17 protein-coding genes are annotated in these 18958 nt (G+C 62.6%); 6 read left to right on the top strand and 11 right to left on the bottom strand.

Features of this window, described 5'->3' with window-relative positions; translation table 11 throughout:
* Window positions 1-118 precede the first annotated feature (118 nt).
* Window positions 119-1048, bottom strand: coding sequence for an AraC family transcriptional regulator (locus tag PSH78_RS20945; RefSeq protein WP_305496476.1), 930 nt, complete (start codon window positions 1046-1048; stop codon window positions 119-121).
* Window positions 1049-1376: 328 nt separating this feature from the next.
* Here PSH78_RS20945 and PSH78_RS20940 point away from each other — a divergent pair, with 328 nt between their 5' ends.
* The gene (locus PSH78_RS20940) at window positions 1377-1730 is read left to right on the top strand and encodes a putative quinol monooxygenase (RefSeq protein ID WP_305496474.1); all 354 of its coding nucleotides are present in this window, start codon (window positions 1377-1379) and stop codon (window positions 1728-1730) included.
* 40 nt (window positions 1731-1770) lie between these two features.
* Window positions 1771-2004 (top strand): hypothetical protein, encoded by a 234-nt coding sequence (locus PSH78_RS20935; protein ID WP_305496471.1) that lies wholly within the window; start codon window positions 1771-1773, stop codon window positions 2002-2004.
* 147 nt (window positions 2005-2151) lie between these two features.
* Here the strand turns inward: PSH78_RS20935 and PSH78_RS20930 are convergent, their stop codons facing one another.
* The 6 genes from PSH78_RS20930 to PSH78_RS20905 form a co-directional block, all read right to left on the bottom strand.
* Window positions 2152-2772: a flavin reductase family protein gene (locus PSH78_RS20930; RefSeq protein WP_305496469.1), complete on the bottom strand. Its 621-nt coding sequence runs from the start codon at window positions 2770-2772 to the stop codon at window positions 2152-2154.
* Between the two features lie 192 nt (window positions 2773-2964).
* The gene (locus PSH78_RS20925) at window positions 2965-3183 is read right to left on the bottom strand and encodes a hypothetical protein (RefSeq protein WP_305496468.1); all 219 of its coding nucleotides are present in this window, start codon (window positions 3181-3183) and stop codon (window positions 2965-2967) included.
* 136 nt (window positions 3184-3319) lie between these two features.
* Window positions 3320-4639 carry an MFS transporter gene (locus PSH78_RS20920; RefSeq protein WP_305496467.1) on the bottom strand — a complete coding sequence of 440 codons (1320 nt, stop codon included), beginning with the start codon at window positions 4637-4639 and terminating at the stop codon, window positions 3320-3322.
* A gap of 289 nt (window positions 4640-4928) precedes the next feature.
* Window positions 4929-6263, bottom strand: a complete 1335-nt coding sequence (locus tag PSH78_RS20915; protein WP_305496466.1) for a sigma-54 dependent transcriptional regulator — start codon at window positions 6261-6263, stop codon at window positions 4929-4931.
* Window positions 6256-8019, bottom strand: coding sequence for an ATP-binding protein (locus PSH78_RS20910; protein WP_305496465.1), 1764 nt, complete (start codon window positions 8017-8019; stop codon window positions 6256-6258). Before PSH78_RS20910 ends, PSH78_RS20915 begins: the two co-directional genes overlap by 8 nt.
* A gap of 287 nt (window positions 8020-8306) precedes the next feature.
* The gene (locus tag PSH78_RS20905) at window positions 8307-9830 is read right to left on the bottom strand and encodes a fumarate hydratase (protein ID WP_305496463.1); all 1524 of its coding nucleotides are present in this window, start codon (window positions 9828-9830) and stop codon (window positions 8307-8309) included.
* A gap of 481 nt (window positions 9831-10311) precedes the next feature.
* Here PSH78_RS20905 and PSH78_RS20900 point away from each other — a divergent pair, with 481 nt between their 5' ends.
* Both PSH78_RS20900 and PSH78_RS20895 read left to right on the top strand, forming a co-directional pair.
* Window positions 10312-11418, top strand: a complete 1107-nt coding sequence (locus PSH78_RS20900; protein WP_305496461.1) for a diguanylate cyclase — start codon at window positions 10312-10314, stop codon at window positions 11416-11418.
* Window positions 11411-12358 carry an iron-sulfur-binding ferredoxin reductase gene (locus PSH78_RS20895; RefSeq protein ID WP_305496459.1) on the top strand — a complete coding sequence of 316 codons (948 nt, stop codon included), beginning with the start codon at window positions 11411-11413 and terminating at the stop codon, window positions 12356-12358. Before PSH78_RS20900 ends, PSH78_RS20895 begins: the two co-directional genes overlap by 8 nt.
* 173 nt (window positions 12359-12531) lie before the next feature.
* Here the strand turns inward: PSH78_RS20895 and pyk are convergent, their stop codons facing one another.
* A complete protein-coding gene (gene pyk / locus PSH78_RS20890; RefSeq protein ID WP_305496457.1) occupies window positions 12532-13983 on the bottom strand; it encodes a pyruvate kinase in 1452 nt (483 codons plus the stop codon).
* Between the two features lie 247 nt (window positions 13984-14230).
* Between pyk and PSH78_RS20885 the strand changes: the two genes are divergently transcribed.
* Entirely contained in the window at window positions 14231-14605 is a 375-nt protein-coding gene (locus PSH78_RS20885) for a tol-pal system YbgF family protein (protein ID WP_305496455.1), read from the top strand.
* 267 nt (window positions 14606-14872) lie between these two features.
* Window positions 14873-15232: a PilZ domain-containing protein gene (locus PSH78_RS20880; RefSeq protein WP_305496454.1), complete on the top strand. Its 360-nt coding sequence runs from the start codon at window positions 14873-14875 to the stop codon at window positions 15230-15232.
* A gap of 22 nt (window positions 15233-15254) precedes the next feature.
* On the opposite strand, the gene PSH78_RS20875 is transcribed toward PSH78_RS20880, so the two are convergent.
* The 3 genes from PSH78_RS20875 to PSH78_RS20865 all read right to left on the bottom strand — a co-directional run bounded on the left by PSH78_RS20875 (window position 15255) and on the right by PSH78_RS20865 (window position 18930).
* Window positions 15255-16586: a DUF58 domain-containing protein gene (locus PSH78_RS20875; RefSeq protein WP_305496453.1), complete on the bottom strand. Its 1332-nt coding sequence runs from the start codon at window positions 16584-16586 to the stop codon at window positions 15255-15257.
* Window positions 16587-16611: 25 nt separating this feature from the next.
* The gene (locus PSH78_RS20870) at window positions 16612-17619 is read right to left on the bottom strand and encodes a MoxR family ATPase (protein ID WP_305496452.1); all 1008 of its coding nucleotides are present in this window, start codon (window positions 17617-17619) and stop codon (window positions 16612-16614) included.
* A 123-nt stretch (window positions 17620-17742) separates the two neighbouring features.
* Entirely contained in the window at window positions 17743-18930 is a 1188-nt protein-coding gene (locus PSH78_RS20865) for a Fic family protein (RefSeq protein WP_305496451.1), read from the bottom strand.
* Window positions 18931-18958: the final 28 nt, after the last annotated feature.

Here is an 18958-nt window from a genome sequence, read left to right as displayed (position 1 = left end):
GAGCAGGCTCGCTCCCACGGATGATTTGTAGCGAACGCCCTATATGCGCGCACCAGAGATCCCCTGTGGGAGCGAGCCTGCTCGCGAAGAGGCCGGTAAGAACTACACAAATCTCGGATCAAACAGTCATCCGCAACCGCGCCAGATCCCTCAGCGGCGGCGCGCCGAACAGCCGGCTGTATTCGCGGCTGAACTGCGACGGGCTTTCATAACCCACGCGATACCCTGCCGCCGAGGCTTCCAGCCCTTCGGCCAGCATCAGCCGGCGGGCTTCCTGCAGGCGCAATTGCTTCTGGTACTGCAACGGGCTCATGGCGGTCATGGCCTTGAAACGATGGTGCAGCGTCGAGACGCTGAGGTTGACTTCCCGGGCCAGGTCGTCGATGCGCAGCGGCTGTTCGAAATGGCCGTTGAGCCATTTGATCGCCTGGCTGATGCGATGGCTCTGGCTGTTGGCAATGGCGATTTCATACAGCCGGTAGCCTTGCGGGCTGCGCAGCAGGCGATAGAGGATTTCCCGGCGCACCAGTGGCGCGAGCATGGCGATGTCTTTCGGGCTGTCCAGCAACCGTGCCAGGCGCAGCACCGCATCGAGCATCGGCGTGTCCAGGCGTTCGACATACAGGCCGCGACCGGCGGGGCGGGTCGGTACGCCCAAGGGGCCGGCGTCGGCGATCAGCGCGGTGATTTCCGCCGGGTCGATGTCCAGGCGCAGCGCCAGGATCGGCTGCTCGGGCGAGACGTCGGCAATGCACCCGCTCAATGGCATCGAGACCGAGACCACCAGATAGTGCAACGGATCGTAGTTGAACAGTTCGTCTGCCAGGCGCACCTGCTTGCTGCCCTGGGCCATGATGCACAGCGCCGGTTGGGCCAGCACCGGGGCAAATTTATGCGGCTGGCTGTGGCGCGACAGGTGCAGCGAGCCGATGGCCGTGGCGTAGCTGCCGTCCTCGCTGGTATTGCGTTCGATGATCGATGCCAGCTCGGCGCGCTGTTGTTCCAGGTAAGTGTCCAGCGGGACGTGGGCGTGATCGAGTGGCGACATGCCGAAATCCTCGGATGATAGGGATGCGATGGACGCAGCTTAAATTTGTGCAAGGCGCAGCGGTAGCAACATCCTGTTGAAAGCTTGCCTGATCCTGCACGGCATGTCGGACCGGGACGGTGCAACCTGCTCGAAACTTGCTTGAAACCTTTTGTTTCAAGTTGCGCTGTTTGTGTCGGTTCCAGGCCAGGTCGGCGGCATCTGCGGGCAGGATCGTGCAATGTGTCGGCAGGAATCGACTAACGAAGCTGGCGTCGGGGCGCTTAACCTTTGATCCTGTCGCAGCCCGTCCCCGGCTGCACAACAGGATCACCTGGGAGGGTTGAACATGACTACACAGATCCCCGTCAGTCACATGGCTTTCGTGCGGGCACGAGCCGGCTGCAGCCAGCAATTGGGTGCGCGCCTGAGTACCTTGATCACCCCGTCGCGGCAAGCTCCCGGTTGCCTGCACTTCGCCTTGCAGCAATCGCAATGCGACGCCGACTTGTGGCTGGTTTCCGGGCTGTGGACCCACCAGCAGGCGATGGAGGCCTATTTCAATTCGCCGGCGATGGCGATCTTCGCCGAGCTGGTGCAGGACCTGGTGGTGAGCAGCCTGGATTTCCATACCTTTCGCGAAGTGTCTGCCGCCAAGGCGACCGAAGGGTGCATGGCGAAGGTACACAAACTGGCCGGTTGAAGGTTTAATGACGGTCATTCCAACCGCCAGGATGCGCATTATGGCACGCAAAGCCTTTGAAACTTTTGAAGCTGTTTCCGCTGTTGTCCCCAAGGAGGGTGGCGGCTACTACGCGGCCATCGCCACCAAGGCCATCGGCAGTCCCGACAAGCCGCGCTTCAACAAAGTGCTCGAAGAGCAGACGTTCGAGACTGCTTTCAAAGCCGATGAAGCGGCTGCCCAGCAGTTGACTCACCTGCAGGGTGTCGACGAGGACGGCGGGTTGGTCTGGTAATCGGCATTTCCAGGGTTGTTTTCGTGGCGAGGGGATTTATCCCCGCTGGGGCGCGTAGCGGCCCTGAGACCAGCCACCCTGGCGTATCAGATGTTCCGCTTTGGGGGCTGCTACGCAGCCCAGCGGGGATAAATCCCCTCGCCACATTTACTTCGGGCGATGCATCCTGAACAACGCCTCCGGCCCCAGCTGGAAATAATCCGCCGGCCCGCCACCACGCAAAATCGGCTCGGCGGCGGCGGTGTCGTATACCCCATCCTTCAACAGCCACTTGGCGATGTGCACGGCGACGACTTCGCCGAGGATCAGCCAGCTCGGTACAAGCGCCTTGTCGGCACGTTGCAGCTGAATGATCTGCGTGACCTTGCATTCGAAGGACACCGGGCTCTCTGCCACGCGTGGCACCTGGATCACCCGCGACGGGGCGGTCGTCAGACCTGCCAGTTCGAACTCATCGACCTCTGGCGCGACCATTGCGCAGCTCTGGTTCATCTGCTCGGCCAGTGGGCGGGTGGCGAGGTTCCAGGCGAATTCCCCGGTCTGCTCGATATTGTTCAGGCTGTCTTTGCGCCCGACACTTGAGAAACCGATGATCGGCGGAACGTAGTTGAAAGCGTTGAAGAAACTGTAGGGCGCCAGGTTCAGGCGACCTTCGCCGTCCTGGGAAGAAATCCAGCCAATGGGCCGTGGACCGACGATCGCATTGAACGGATCGTGGGGCAGGCCGTGACCGTTGGCGGGTTCGTAGTAATGGATGTCATCGGGCATGGAGATGTGAAGGTCCGGTGCTTAAAAAGGGAATCCGACGATAGTGCAGCGATCAGCCCGTTTTGTCAGCACCCCGAAAAACATGTGGGAGCGAGCTTGCTCGCGATGGCGGCGCATCAGACAAAAATTTCTGTCTGACGCACCGTCATCGCGAGCAAGCTCGCTCCCACAGGGTTTAGTGATATACCGGAGTCAGTTGGTAGACGCCGCATCGGCGCGGTCGGAGCCCTGTGTTGCGACGGTCGGCTCGGTGACGTGGTTTTCATCTTGTCTGGCAACAGCGGCCGAGCCGCTGCGGTCATGGGTGCCGGCGATAAAAGCGGCGGTGCCGGTGCGGTCGAAGCCGTCGTCGGCAAAGGCGCTGGTGGCCAATACGGAGAGGGTCAGGGCGAAAATCAGTCGAGTCTTCATGGTCATGCTCCAGTTAATGTTTCGATGGAGATGAGCATGAAGTGCAGTCATTAAGTGAGAATTAATCTCGAAAACCTGGAGCGAAAAAGGGGCGAACCCGGCGAGGTCAGCCCCTTTTGTTGCTACGGCTTGACTATCAGTCCGTCACGATCCGCGAATGCTTGCGGGTGTCTTTCATGGTGATGTAGACCAGCAGCGATACCGCGATGCAGCCTGTCACGTACCAGTAGTAGCCGGTTTCCATGCCGATGCTCTTGAACCACAGCGCGATGTATTCGGCGGTGCCGCCGAAGATCGATACGGTCAGGGCGTACGGCAGGCCGACGCCGAGGGCGCGGATCTCGGTAGGGAACAGCTCGGCTTTCACCACCGCGTTGATCGAGGTGTAGCCGCTGACGATGATCAGCGCGGCCATGATCAGGAAGAACGCGCCCCACCAGGTCTGGATGGTGTGCAGGGTGGTGAGGATCGGCACCGTGAACAACGTCCCCAGGATGCCGAAGGCAATCAGGATCGGGCGGCGACCGATCTTGTCCGACAGCCCACCGATGATCGGTTGCAGGCACATGAACAGGAACAGCGTGGCGGCGGAAATGGTGGTGGAGTCGGAGATGCTCATGCCGACGGTGTTCACCAGGTACTTCTGCATGTAGGTGGTGTAGGTGTAGAACGCCAGCGTACCGCCCATGGTCAGGCCGACCACGGTAAGCAGTTCCTTGGGATGACGCATCAAGGTGCGCATCGCGCTTTCCTTGGCTTTTTCCTTCTTGGTGAACGACTCGGTTTCTTCCATGCCGCGACGCAGGTACAGCGCCACGACTGCGCACAGCGCGCCGATGGCGAACGGGATGCGCCAGCCCCAGGCGTACAGTTGCTCGGTGGTGAGGACCTGCTGCAGCACGATCAGCACGCCGAGGGCGATGAGCTGGCCGGAGATCAGGGTCACGTACTGGAAGCTGGAGAAGAAACCACGTCGTTCCTTGGTCGCCATCTCGCTCAGGTAGGTGGCCGACGTGCCGTATTCGCCACCCACCGACAAGCCTTGGAGCAAGCGGGCGAAGACCAGCAGGATCGGCGCGCCGACGCCGATGGTTTCGTAGCTCGGGCTCAGGGCGATGATCAGCGAGCCGAAGCACATCAGGTACACCGAGGCCATCAACGCGCGTTTACGGCCGGCGCGGTCAGCGTACAGGCCCATCAGCCAGCCACCGATCGGGCGCATCAGGAAGCCGACGGCGAAGATCGCGGCAGTGTTGAGCAGTTGGGCGGTGGTGTCGCCCTTGGGGAAGAAGGCTTTGGCGAAGTACAACGAGAAAGCGGCATAGACGTACCAGTCGTACCACTCGACCATGTTGCCGACCGAGCCGCTGAAGATCGATTTGATCCGGCTGGCGGTGGTTCTTTCACGGGCGGGCACGGCAGCCGACCCAATGGGCAGGGCGTTGGAGTTATCCATTGAAGGATCCTTCGTTTAATTGTTTTTGTGGAGCGCGTGTGAACGCAGCCTGCCAGGGCTATAGCAGGAGCTGTGCCAGGTGGCGGAGGGCCGGTTTAGACGGGTTGGTGGCGGCGGATAAGCGGAAATCCGCTTATTGTGGCTAAGGGGTTGGGCGGAGATCCGCTTATCAAGTGATGTATCGGGCCTCTTCGCGAGCAGGCTCGCTCCCACATGAGGTTCAGTATCCGCAGGTCCCTGTGGGAGCGAGCCTGCTCGCGAAGAGGCCGGAGCGGCCAGCGCAAAAAAATCAGCGCTCCTGCAAAAACATCTCCCGGCTCAACCCATGCCGCTGCATCTTTTCATTGAAGGTACGGCGCGGCAGTTGCAGTTCTTCGAGCACGGCTTTCACGTCGCCCTTGTGCCGCGTGAGGGCGGCGCGCAGGCATTGCGCTTCGAAGGCTTCCTGCCGGGCCGCCAGGGATTGGCCGGGCGCCGCATCCTCGACGGGCAGTTGATCCAGGCCCAGCACCTGGCGTTCGGCGACGTTGGCCAGTTCGCGGACGTTGCCCGGCCAGTCATGGCTGAGTAAATGGCTCAGTTGCGGGCCGCTCAGCGGCGTTGCCGGGCGGCCCAGGCGTTCGGCGGCGCCGTGGGCGAAATGCTCGAACAGCAAGGGGATGTCTTCGCGTCGTTCCCGCAGCGGCGGCAGGCGCAGTTCGGCGATATTCAGCCGATAGGCCAGGTCTTCGCGAAATCGCCCGGCACGGGCTTCGTCCAACAGGTCCGGTTTGGTCGCGGCAATGATGCGCAGGTCCACCGGGATGCTCTGGTTGGAGCCCAGGCGCTCGAGTTTCTTTTCCTGCAGAACCCGCAGCAACTTGGCCTGTTGCGCCAACGGCATGCTCTCGATTTCATCAAGAAACAGTGTGCCGCCATCGGCATATTCGAGCTTGCCGATGCGTTTGCCCTGGGCGCCGGTGAATGCGCCGCTTTCATGGCCGAACAGTTCGGCCTCGAACAGCGGCTCGGGAATGGCCGCACAGTTCAGCGCCACGAAAGGTTTGCTCGCCCTTGGGCCGAAATCATGCAGGCAGCGGGCGACCAGTTCCTTGCCACTGCCGGTTTCGCCGCGAATCAACACGTTGACCGGCAGGGTCGCCAGGTCCAGCACCTGGCGGCGCAAGTTCTGCAAAGGCCGGGAGACGCCCAGCAGCGTGGTGTCCAGCCGGGCCCTGGCGTCGGCCTGCTCGTGCAGCCGGCGGTTCTCCAGCACCAGGAAACGTTTATCGAGGGCGCGACGCAGGCTGCCCAGCAGGGCTTCAGGGCTGAAGGGTTTTTCCAGGAAGTCGTAGGCCCCGTCGCGCATGGCTTCCACCGCCATCGGTACATCGCCGTGACCGGTCAACAGGATCACCGGCAGGTCGGGGTCGCGCTTGCGTACTTCGGCCAACAGTTCCAGGCCGCTGAGCCCAGGCATGCGCACGTCACTCAGGATCACCCCGGCAAAATTCTCCGGCAACTGCACCAGGCAGTCTTCGGCGCGGCTGAACAACTGCACGCGGAATCCGGACAGGCTCAGCCACTGCTCCACGGCACTGCGGATACTGCTCTCGTCATCGACGACTATGACCGAATCAAGCATGCAGCGGCGCCTCCGGATCGATGGGCAAGGTGACGCAGAATACCGCGCCGTTTTCGTGATTGCCCGCTGTCAGCCGCCCGCCGGATTCATGAATGATCGCAAACGACACCGCCAGGCCCAGGCCCAGGCCATCGCCAACGGCCTTGGTGGTGAAAAAGGGGTCGAACACCTGGGCCAGGTGCTCTTCGGCAATTCCGCCGCCGCTGTCTTTCACTGTCAGGCACCACAGTTGCTCATCGGCCTGCAGGCGCACTTCCAGGCGCTTGATCGGTTGGTCGACCATCGCGTCGAGGGCATTGCGCAGCAGGTTGATCAGCACCTGTTCGAGGCGGATCGCGTCGCCGCGAACCCAGGCCGGGCGGGCCAGGTGCAACACCGTGCTGACGTGTTCATCGCGCAGGCGGGTCTCCAGCAATTGCAGGGCCTGGTCGACCACCGCTGCCAGGTCCAGGCGCTCACGCAGGCCGCTCGGGCTTTTGCGGGCAAAGGTTTTGAGGTGGCCGGTGAGGGCCGCCATGCGTGTGAGCATGTCATCCACCGGTTTGAGCGCCTTGTAGGCGTCCTCCACCCGACCATGGTCGAGCAACAGGCGCAGGGTCGCCAGTTGCATGCGTTGGGCGGTCAGCGGCTGGTTGATCTCGTGGGCCAGTGCTGCCGACATCTGCCCCAGGGCCGCGAGCTTGGCCGATTGCACCAGGCCGTCCTGAGCGGTGCGCAGTTCACGCGTGCGTTCCTCCACCAGTCGTTCGAGTTCCTCGCGGCTGCGTTGACGCAGTCTTGCCAGGCGCCAGCGCTGATTGAGAAACAGCAGCAGGAACACCAGCGCCAGCCACAACCCGGCGGCGGCGAGCCCGGCGTTGCGCAGGTCTTCGAAGGCGATCTGCGGCCTGCGCAACAAATGCAAGGTCCAGCCTTCGCCGGTCAACGGCAGGGATTCCCAGAGATAGTCCGCCGTGCCATCGGGCGCTTCGACCCGGGCCAGATGGCTGTTGTCGTCGAAGCGTCGCAGCGGATCGAAGGCCAGGGGCTGCAGCGGTTGCTTGTCGTATTGACGGGTAGCCTTGAGTTCGGCGCGGTCGCTGTCGGCCAGTGGGCGCAGGTGGCGATAACGCCAGCCCGGCCGGTTGGCGATGAAAATGATGCCGCGCGCATCGCTGACCAGCAAGGTGTCGCTGCCCTGGCGCCATTCCCGTTCCAGCTCCGGAAACTCCAGCTTCACGACCATGGCGCCGAGGAACTCGCCGTTGTCGCCGGTTACCGCGCTGGACAGGAAATAACCGGGGATGCCACTGGTCACGCCCACGGCATAAAACCGCCCGGTGCCTTGGGTGCGGGTCTGGATGAAATAGGGACGAAAACCATAATTGTGACCGACATAGCTGCTCGGCAGCCGCCAGTTGCTGGCCGCCACGGCCAGGCCGGTATGGTCCAGCAATTCCAGGGTGGAGGACTGCGCGGCGCCGTTGATCTTTTCCAGCTTGCGATTCAGTTCATCCTGTTGCGCCGCGCTGACCGGGCCCTTTAGGGCATCGCGCAATTGTGGGTCCAGGGCCAGCACGGAGGGCAGGGCGCGGTAGCGTTCGATCAGGGTATGCAGGGAGTTGGCGTACAGCGCCAGTTGCTGGCTGGCACGGCTGGCGTCCTCTTCCAGGGCCGCGCGTTCGGCGTGGCGTACGGCGAGGGTGGCGGCGATGGCAGCGCCAGTGAGAATCAGCAGGGTATACAGCGCCAGGCGCAAGGTACGGGTAGTCGGCATGCTGGCGTAAACCAGTGGAAAGTCGGGCGGGCAAGATAGCATGCTGGAACGATTTGAAGCCTGATCGACCGCCATCGCGAGCAAGCTCGCTCCGACACTGGGTCTGGCGACTCATCCCTTGTGGGAGCGAGCCTACTCGCGAATGTGATGGAACATCCTGCATTGATGTTGACTGACAAAGCGCTTTCGCGAGCAGGCTCGCTCCCACAGGTTTTGATTGCGGATATCAAAAAAAAGGCCGGTGAGCTTGTCGCCCACCGGCCTTTCTCACAACGGTAAAATGCGCGTTACTGCACTTCGACCGCCAGGCTTTCGCTGATCTTCTGCTGCCAGATCGCTGGACCGGTGATGTGCACCGACTCGCCCTTGCTGTCGACCGCAACGGTCACCGGCATGTCCTTGACCTCGAACTCGTAGATCGCTTCCATCCCCAGTTCGGCGAAGGCCAGGACCTTGGATTTCTTGATCGCCTGGGCCACCAGGTAAGCGGCACCGCCGACGGCCATCAGGTAGACCGCCTTGTTGTCCTTGATCGCTTCGATGGCGGTCGGGCCGCGCTCGGATTTGCCGATCATGCCCAACAGGCCGGTCTGCTCGAGGATCTGGCGGGTGAACTTGTCCATCCGCGTGGCGGTGGTCGGGCCGGCCGGGCCAACCACTTCGTCGCCGACCGGGTCGACCGGGCCAACGTAGTAGATGAAGCGGCCCTTGAGGTCCACCGGCAGGGTTTCACCCTTGTTCAGCATCTCGACCATGCGCTTGTGCGCCGCGTCGCGACCGGTGAGCATCTTGCCGTTGAGCAATACGGTTTCGCCCGGCTTCCAGCTCTGCACTTCTTCCGGGGTCAGGGTGTCGAGGTTCACGCGACGCGCCGACGGACCGGCTTCCCAGACGATTTCCGGGTAGGCGTCCAGCGGTGGCGCTTCCAGCGAGGCCGGGCCGCTGCCGTCGAGCACGAAGTGGGCGTGACGGGTGGCGGCGCAGTTGGGGATCATGCACACCGGCAGGGAAGCGGCGTGGGTCGGGTAGTCCATGATCTTCACGTCGAGCACGGTGGTCAGGCCGCCCAGGCCCTGGGCGCCGATGCCCAGTTGGTTGACCTTCTCGAACAGCTCCAGGCGCATCTCTTCGATACGGTTCTGCGGGCCGCGGGCCTTGAGCTCGTGGATGTCGATGGATTCCATCAACACTTCCTTGGCCATCACCGCGGCTTTCTCGGCGGTGCCGCCGATGCCGATGCCGAGCATGCCCGGTGGGCACCAGCCGGCGCCCATGGTCGGAACGGTCTTGAGTACCCAGTCGACGATGGAGTCGGACGGGTTGAGCATGGCCATCTTCGACTTGTTCTCGGAGCCGCCGCCCTTGGCCGCCACGTCCACTTCCACGGTGTTGCCCGGGACGATGGAGTAGTGGATAACCGCCGGCGTGTTGTCCTTGGTGTTTCTGCGCGCGCCTGCCGGGTCGGCGAGGATCGATGCGCGCAGGACGTTTTCCGGCAGGTTGTAGGCGCGACGCACGCCCTCGTTGATCATGTCGTCCAGGCCCATGGTCGCGCCATCCCAACGCACGTCCATGCCCACGCGCACGAACACGGTCACGATACCGGTGTCCTGGCAGATCGGCCGATGGCCGGTGGCGCACATGCGCGAGTTGATCAGGATCTGCGCCATGGAATCACGGGCCGCCGGCGATTCTTCGCGCAGGTAGGCCTCGTGCATCGCCTGGATGAAATCCACGGGGTGGTAATAGGAAATGAACTGCAAGGCGTCGGCGACGCTCTGTATCAGGTCATCTTGCTTGATCACGGTCATGAGTCGCGCTCCTCTCTAAAGACGGGAACATTCAATAAGGTGCCGGCCGCTTGGGTGCATCGGTCGACGGGCGGCACCTCTATAAGGCACGCCGGGCATGCTGGCGCGACGCTAAAAAGGCGCGGCAGTATATCGCAGGCACGCAGCCTGTGGGAGCGAGCTTGCTCGCGATGGCGACCTGCGGCCTGAAGGTCAGAATCACAAAACCCGTGGCGAGGGAGCTTGCTCCCGCTGGGCTGCGCAGCGGCCCCAGGATTTTGCGGTCGCTGCGCACTGAGCGCCAGCCCGGCCAAGCGGGAGCAAGCTCCCTCGCCACGGGGACCGCGCCGGGCCAGCAGATGCGTCAATCTGGGCCATTGCTTTGACGCCATTTTTCTGCGCCAGAATTGAATGGTCATTTGCCGAACACGCCACTAAAGTGGCGTCTGGCCTGTAGCGTAGGACGCCTCTGTCAGTCTCCTTTCCCATGGTGAGTCACCGATTGACCCATAACGCCATCCAACGTCTTTTGCTTAAACGCTTTGCCCTCGCAGCCACGACTTATGCGCTGGCACTGGTATTGTTGTGGCTGGCGTTTTTCAGTGGTCATTACCTCGACACATTGCGTGGCGTCATTGTTGGCAGCCTGTTGGTCGTGCTGTGCCAGGCCGGTCTGTTCGCGCTGTTCATCACCGACCGCAACCTGCGGTTCGCCGACCCCAGCCTCACGGAAATACAGGTCTGGATCGGCTTGGGCTGGCAGACCTGGATGATGGCGCACCTGGACCAGGCCCGGGGCGTGTTCCTGGTGTTCTATGTGCTGATCCTGCTGTTCGGGCTGTTTCACCTGTCCCGCCGGGCCTTCGTGCGTTGCGCGACGCTGGTGTTCATCAGCTTCACCGGGATTACGCTCTGGGACGGTTATTTCTTTCGCCTGCCCGATCCGACACTGGCCGGTCTGCAGGTCTGCGTACTGTTCATCGTGCTGGTGTGGCTGGTGTTGTACGCCCGCTACGTCCAGACTTCGCGCCAACGCATGCGCCAGCGCCGGTTTGCCTTGCAGGCGCACCAGGACACATTGCGCGGCATGATGCGCCAGCTCGAAGACCTGGTGGCCACCGATGAACTGACCGGCCTGTTCAACCGCCGGCACTTCCTGCGCCTGGCCGGCCGCGAGCTCAATACTCTCAGGCCCGGCGTCGCCCATGGCCTGGCCTTGATCGACCTCGACCATTTCAAGCGCATCAACGACCTGCATGGCCATGCCGCGGGCGACCAGGTATTGCAGGCATTCGCCGCTGTTGCTACGGCGTGCCTGCGCGAAGGCGATGTGCTGGCCCGTTACGGTGGCGAGGAGTTTGTCATGCTGCTCCCCGCATGCGATCCCGCGCGCCTGACGGCTTGTTGCGAGCGATTGCGGCTGGCGTTCACCGAGGTTCGATTGGTCGATCTGCCGGTGGGCAACCTCAGTTTGTCGGTGGGGATGACCCTGCTGGAAATCGGCGATGACCTGGACAGCGCCTTGCAGCGCGCCGACCAGGCCTTGTACCGTGCCAAGCGGGACGGCCGCAACCGTTGCGCCGCCGCCTGGGAGAACGTCGATGCCTGAACTGAAAGTCGCCGACCGGCAATGGACGGTGGCGGCGGGCAGCAATCTGCTGGACGCGCTTAACCACGGCGGCGTGCCGGTGCCCTATAGCTGCCGTGCCGGCAGTTGCCATGCCTGCCTGGTGCAATGTGTGAAGGGGGATGTGCGTGACAGCCGTCCCGACGCCCTGAGCCCGGCGCAGCGAGATAACGGCTGGCGCCTGGCATGCCAGTGCCAGGTAATCGAAGACGTGCAAATCCACACCTTTGATCCGCAGCGCGACGGCCAGGCCGCCGCCGTGGACGCGGTGGATTGGCTGGGGGCTGACGTGCTGCGCCTGCGCGTCAGCCCGCAAAGACCACTGCGTTATCGGGCCGGGCAACATCTGGTGTTGTGGGCCGGTGACGTGGCCCGGCCGTACTCCCTGGCGAGCCTGCCCGAAGAAGATCGTTTCCTGGAGTTTCACCTCGATTGTCGCGAGCCCGGCCAGTTCGTCGATGCGGCGCGACAACTGAACATCGGCGACCCGATCCGCCTCGGCGAACTGCGCGGCGGCGCGCTGTATTACGACGCCGACTGGCACGATCGGCCGCTCTGGCTGCTGGCCGCTGGGACCGGCCTGGCACCGCTGTTCGGCATCCTCCGTGAAGCCCTGCGCCAGCAGCACCAAGGCACGATTCGGCTGGTTCACGTGGCCCGTGATGAGGCCGGGCATTACCTGGATAAACCTCTGAAGGCACTGGCGGCCAAACACCCCAACCTGAACGTCGAGCTGTTGACCGCAGCCGAGGCGCCAGCGGCGCTCGCGCAACTGCGCCTGGCTTCGCGCCAGACCCAGGCCCTGGTCTGCGGTCATCCGGACCGGGTCGAGGCGTTTGCCAAGCGTTTGTACCTGGCGGGGTTGCCGCGTAATCAGTTGCTGGCGGATGTCTTTTTGACCCGCGAGGACAGTAGCGGCTGACAGACCGCCTTCGCGAGCAGGCTCGCTCCCACAGTGGATTTGCGGCGTGCACAAGCCCTCTGTGGGAGCGAGCCTGCTCGCGAAGGCGTCAGCCCAGGCACCATATCCCAAAGCCAGAAACCAAAAAGCCCCGCCATTCACATGGCGGGGCTTTGGTTTTCAGCAACCGGTGATCAAACCATCGGGTCGCCGACGTGCAGGATCTTCATCCCGTTGGTGCCGCCGATGGTGTGGTAGCTGTCGCCCTTGGTCAGGATGACCCAGTCGCCGGTCTGCACCACGCCACGCTTGACCAATTCATCCACCGCCGCCTGGCTGACTTCGCCCGGTTGCAGGGCGGCCGGGTCGAACGGCACGGTGTAGACGCCACGGAACATGGCGGCACGGGCCTGGGTTTCGCGGTGCGGGGAGAACGCATAGATCGGCACGGAGGAGCGGATGCGCGACATGATCAACGGCGTGTAGCCACTTTCGGTCAGGGCGATGATCGCCTTTACGCCCGGGAAGTGGTTGGCGGTGTACATGGTCGCCAAGGCAATGCTCTCGTCGCAGCGCTCGAAGGTCTTGCCGATGCGGTGGCTGGAGGTCTTGCCGGTCGGGTGCTTTTCAGCACCGATGCAGATACGTGCCATGGCCTGCACCGCTTCGAGCGGGTAGAGGCCGGCGGCGCTTTCGGCCGAGAGCATCACGGCGTCGGTGTAGTCGAGCACGGCGTTGGCTACGTCGGACACTTCGGCGCGGGTCGGCATCGGGTTCTGGATCATCGACTCCATCATCTGGGTCGCAACGATCACCGCTTTGTTGTGGCGGCGTGCGTGCAGGATGATCTTCTTCTGGATGCCCACCAGTTCGGCATCGCCGATTTCCACGCCGAGGTCGCCACGAGCCACCATCACGGCGTCGGACGCCTTGATCAGGCCATCGAGGGTTTCATCGTCGGCCACGGCTTCGGCGCGTTCGATCTTGGCCACCAGCCAGGCGGTACCGCCGGCTTCGTCGCGCAATTGACGGGCATATTCCATGTCCGCCGCGTCGCGTGGGAAGGACACCGCCAGGTAGTCGACTTCCATTTCCGCGGCCAGCTTGATATCGGCCTTGTCTTTGTCGGTCAGGGCCGGAGCGGTCAGGCCGCCGCCGCGACGGTTGATACCCTTGTGGTCCGACAGCGGGCCGCCAATGGTCACGACGCAGTTCAGTTCGGTGGCGGTGGCGGTCTCGACGCGCATCACCACGCGGCCGTCGTCGAGCAGCAGCTCGTCGCCCACGCCGCAGTCCTTGACCAGGTCCGGGTAGTCGATACCGACGACTTGCTGGTTACCCTCGGTCAATGGATGGCTGGTGGAAAAGGTGAATTTGTCACCGATCTTCAGCTCGATGCGCTTGTTGGCGAATTTGGCAATGCGGATCTTCGGACCTTGCAGGTCGCCCAGCAGGGCGACGAAGCGGCCGTGCTTGGCGGCCAGGTCGCGCACCAGCTTGGCACGAGCCTTGTGCTCGTCGGGGGTGCCGTGGGAGAAGTTCAGGCGGGCAACGTCCAGGCCAGCCAGAATCAGCTGTTCGAGAACTTCCGGCGAGTTACTGGCCGGGCCAAGGGTAGCGACGATTTTGGTGCGACGGACGGACATGCAGGACTCCTCAAGTTCAAGCGCCAGCGAAGGCTACTATGGTCTTTGGGTGTAGTCATTGTTCATGTGCACTACCTATTCGTTTCTTTTTCGAAATGAACATTCCTGAAAATTTCTGCGCCTGTGACGAAGGTGATAGCGCTTTTTAACAGTGATGCCATGTCGTGATGGTTTTTGTGGACCCTTTTTCAGGTTGAAGATTTTCCCATCCAGGTCGATAAAGAGCTCAAGACAGGAGAACCTCCCCATGCGATTCGTGCTTTTTATTGCCTTGGCCCTGAGCATCACGGGCTGCACCCGTTGGTCGATGAACCACCACATGAACCTGGCCTACAAGGCCTACGAGCGCGGCAATTGCGAGCAAGTGATGCTTGAGCTGTCCAAGGTCGACCGCGCCAGCCGTGCCCGCCGCTACATGCAGCCGGAAGTCTCGATGATGCGTGGCCAGTGCCTGGAGCGCCAAAAGCTATTCGTCGATGCGGCGCAGACCTACCAGTTCATTCTTACGCAATACCCCAACAGCGAGTACGCCTATCGTGCCCGCGCCCGGCTCGAAACCTTGCAGAGCCTTGGGCATTACCCGACCCGTAGCACCTCGGCCATCCGCCCGACGGCGTTCTGAACGACGCCGCACAGGCGATCGGCCAGGCGCCGTCGCGGCCGCCTGATGGAGGGCGCATCCGGACTGGCCGTCGCCAGAACCTGCGCTATAGTTTTACATCTGGCTATTAGAGCTTGGACTCTAATAGCCAGGTCGCGCCTGTAACCGATGAGACAAGCCAGCACGTTGCTGGCGTGTGGCACGGGGATCAGGGAGAGCGGGCTCGCTTGGGTTCGTTCCGAAGTGTTCGGTTGGCCGGTGAGAGGCCATTAAAAAGCGATACAGGACATGTACAAAGAGCGCCGCATTGAACGACATCAGTTGGCTTGTTTTCTTGAGGTCTTCAACGGCCTCAACGACAAACCTATCGGTTTTCTGGGCAACGTCTCTGAATGTGGCCTGATGTTGATCAGTCATTTGCCATTGATGATTGGCGCAAGCTTTGATCTGTACCTGAAGGTCCCCTCCGACGACGGACCACAGCAACACATCCGACTGAAAGCCAGGTGCCTCTGGTGTCACGAGGATGTGACGCCGCAGCATTTCGATGCCGGTTTCAGCCTGCAATGGGCGCCGCCGGAGTACGGGTCGCTGGTCAGCGCGTTGCAGCAGTATTTCTGTTTTTATCCGTTGCCTGCCTCGGCTTGAGCAACCGACTCCTGCGCGGGGCCTATGCGGTGCCGGCCTTTTTCCACGCCAGGTATTGGCTCACCAGATCCGCCCCTAGCTCGCCGGGGCGCGAATCCAGGGTCGGGATGCCATGGGCCGCCAACCGCAGGTGGAGTTCGGCGCGGGTGTTCATGTAATCCACCGCCCCGCAGTAGGCCAAGGCTTCGGGCTGGGTTTGCACCGGCGCCTGGCGCAACCGGTCGAGTGCCTCTTCGCGCAGGCTGGCCACTAGCACCCGGTGCTGCTGGCCCAGGCGCTTGACGGCAGCCAGCAGTTCCGCGTCGTCCTCATCCCGCAGGTTGGTTACCAACACCACCAGTGCCCGGCGTTTTTGCCGGGCCAGCAGTTGATTGACCGCGACCTGGTAATCGGCGGGATGCTGGCTGCTGTCCAGGTCATAGACGGCGTTGAGCAAGACGTTGAGCTGGCCGCTGCCTTTGACCGGCGCGAGGTAGCGCGGTCGCTCACTGGCGAAGGTGTACAGGCCGACGGCGTCGCCCTGGCGCAACGCGGTATAGCTGAGCAACAGGCAGGCATTGAGAGCGTGATCGAAGTGCGCCAGCTCGTCGTCCTGGCTGCGCATGCGCCGGCCGCAGTCGAGCATGAAGATAATCTGTTGGTCGCGTTCGTCTTCGTACTCACGGGCGATCGGCGTACGGTGGCGGGCAGTGGCCTTCCAGTCGATCTGGCGCAGGCTGTCGCCCTCGCGAAACTCGCGCAACTGATGGAATTCCTGGCCCTGGCCACGGCGCTGCCGCTGGCGTATGCCGAGCTGGCTCAGCCAGTTGTCGACGGCCAATAGCTGGCCGCCATAGAGCCTGGCGAAATCCGGGTAGACGCGAGTATTGTCGAGCGCCTCCAGCAGGCGTTTGCCGAACCACAATCCCAGCGGGCTGGGCAGGCTGATCTCGCAGTGGCTGAAAATGAAATGACCGCGCTTGAGCGGGCGCAAGCGGTAGCCGAGCTGGCTGCGTTGGCCGGGTTGAAGCTCGACCGACAAGGGCAGGTCGTCGAAGTCGAGGCCATCGGGTACGTGATCGAACACCTGGAGCGGCATTGGCTGGGCAAAATCATGGCTGATCTGCAGGCGCACTTCGCCCCATCGGCCCAGTGCCAGGCTGCCCGGCATGTGTCGCTGTACGCGGGGCGAGGGCAGGCGCCGCAGCCGCGCGGCATCGAGCAGCGCCAAGGCCAGCAAGGCTAGCAGCATCCCCCAGTTGATCGACAGGAGTGTCGGCGGCACCGCGATGCCCAGCGCTCGCAACGTACCCAGCACAATGCCGACGGCCAGCAGGATCGCGAGCCAGATGAGCAACAGGCGCGAGGGTTTCATGGGCGCATCCTTACCGCGCGATTTTTCACAACCGCGGCGCCGAGACTTGATCGAGCAACTGCCCCAGCACCTGGTCCACCGAGAGCCCCTCGATGTCCAGCTCCGGCGCCAGCCTTACGCGATGGCGCAGCACGGCCAGGGCGCAGCCCTTGATGTCGTCCGGGACCACGAATTCGCCACCGCGCAGCAGCGCCCGGGCCCTTGCGCAGCGTACCAGCGCGATCGAGGCGCGCGGCCCGGCGCCCAGCGTCAGCCCCGGCCAGCTGCGAGTGGCGCGGGCCAGGCGGACGGCGTAGTCGAGGACCTGATCGTCCATCGGCAGGTCACTGGCGATGCGCTGCAAGGCCTGCACATCCTTGGCTTGCAGCACCGTGCGCAACGGTTGCACGTCAAGCATGTCGGCCCGGGTCGAGCGGCTGACCTGGCGGACCATGTCCAGTTCCTGGTCGGCATCGGGATAGTCCATGCGGACCTTGAGCATGAAGCGGTCGAGCTCGGCTTCCGGCAGCGGGTAAGTGCCTTCCTGTTCGATGGGGTTCTGGGTCGCCAGCACCATGAACGGTTGGGCGATCGGCAGGGCGCGGCCTTCCAGGGTGACCTGGCGTTCCTGCATGGCCTCGAGCAGCGCCGCCTGGGTTTTTGCCGGCGCGCGGTTGATCTCGTCGGCCAGCAGAAGGTTGGTGAAAACCGGGCCCTTGCGCAACTTGAACTGCTCGGTCTGCAAGTCGTACACCGCGTGGCCGGTGACGTCGCTGGGCATCAGGTCGGGCGTGAACTGGATGCGCGCGAACTCGCCACTGAAACAGCGCGCGAGCGCGCGCACCAGCAACGTCTTGCCCAGCCCCGGAACGCCTTCGAGCAGTACATGCCCACCCGCGATCAACGCCGTGAGCACATCGTCGACCACCGCAGCCTGGCCGACCACCGCCTTGTGCAGTTCGGTACGGATCGCCTGGGCCAACTGGCTGGCGCGTTGGCGCTGTTGGGCGGCATGGGCCTGGCCGTCGACAGGTTCGTTCTGTTCAGTCGTCAATTCTGGCGTTCTCTTAACTGTTGAGTTTGATTAGCGCTGGATAACTTGCGCAGGTGAAAACAGTCACGCTTGCATACCACGGCAACTATCCCTCACACCTGACAGCCGAGTCGTCGGCGTGACTCAGCCCATCTGGATATGCAGGTTCGGAAAGATCAATCCGGCAAAACGTGCGGGCAAACCCGCTTCCACCGTGCGGGACCTGGGCGTACTACTGACCACTATTCCCGCTTCGATCAAGCGGCCCAGTTCTTCCGTTGCGAGCCGATCCTTCAATCCTGTAAATATCTTGAATTCCGCACGCGGCATCGCGCCTTGGGTGAGAAGCGCCAACACAGCACCGGCACTGGCGGGTCGGATCCCCGCACGGCGAAGGCCAGCATCCGTCGATAGCACATGAAAGACCTGCTCGCGTAGCCTGGCTGGGTTGAGTGAGGTTGTCATATATTCAATCTGGTCGCGACAGACATCGAGCATGAACTCGATGAAGTTGAAGTAGTGGCGCTGTGAGAGTTGACCTCGCCCGTCACAGTCGCCTTCTCGAGGTCGATCAGCCAAAGCCAGGAAACGATAGTATTCATCCTGCCTTCGGGCCAAGCCACGCGACAATGACCAGAGAAACGGTTTTAGCCCGAGATGGACAAGCTGCAGATGGGTGAGCATCCGGATCACTCGACCATTGCCATCAAGGAAGGGGTGGACAAGCGCCACACGGTGATGACCCGCCAGGGCGGCGATCAATTGGCGTCGGGGGTCGTTTATACGTCCGTAGTGCAGTTGCAGATGCTCAAGCATGGGCAATACCGCAGTAGCAGCTGGGGCGACATGTGCGCCGACCTGGACCCGTTCATTCGATTCGGCCCGCAGCTTTCCTGGTTCCATCATCCGACCGTCGCTCAGGATCAGCTCCTGCGTTGAAGCGTCCTTGAACAGTCGACGGTGAATGGTCGCGATCAACCGGGGATCGAACAAGGCAGAAAAACTGTCCGCCGGGCGCATGCGAAGCAGTCGCTCCATCACCTCCTGCTGTGTCATGTGTTGCACGGCAAGCTCTTTGAGCTCCTTTCGCTGGCGTTTCGGCGTGGTGCGAGCGACCTGCAGATCAGCGATCTCGGTTCGATGCCCCTCGATCAGATTCGAATAGTAGGTATTGGTGATGCGCAGCAGGCTCGCCAGTTGCTTCGATGTCTCATCGGCGAGCCGCCCGGCAAGAAACTCTGCTTTACGCGGCAACTGATCCGCGGCCTGAATGATCGAGGCGGGAAGATTTTCCGGCAGTACTGGATCCAGGTACGTTTTCGAGGTAATCATCGTTTTGCTTCCAGCGAACGGAAACGGC

The organism is Pseudomonas sp. FP198 (genome assembly GCF_030687895.1).
GTDB lineage: Bacteria > Pseudomonadota > Gammaproteobacteria > Pseudomonadales > Pseudomonadaceae > Aquipseudomonas.
This window is presented reverse-complemented; position numbering and strand designations above follow the sequence as displayed.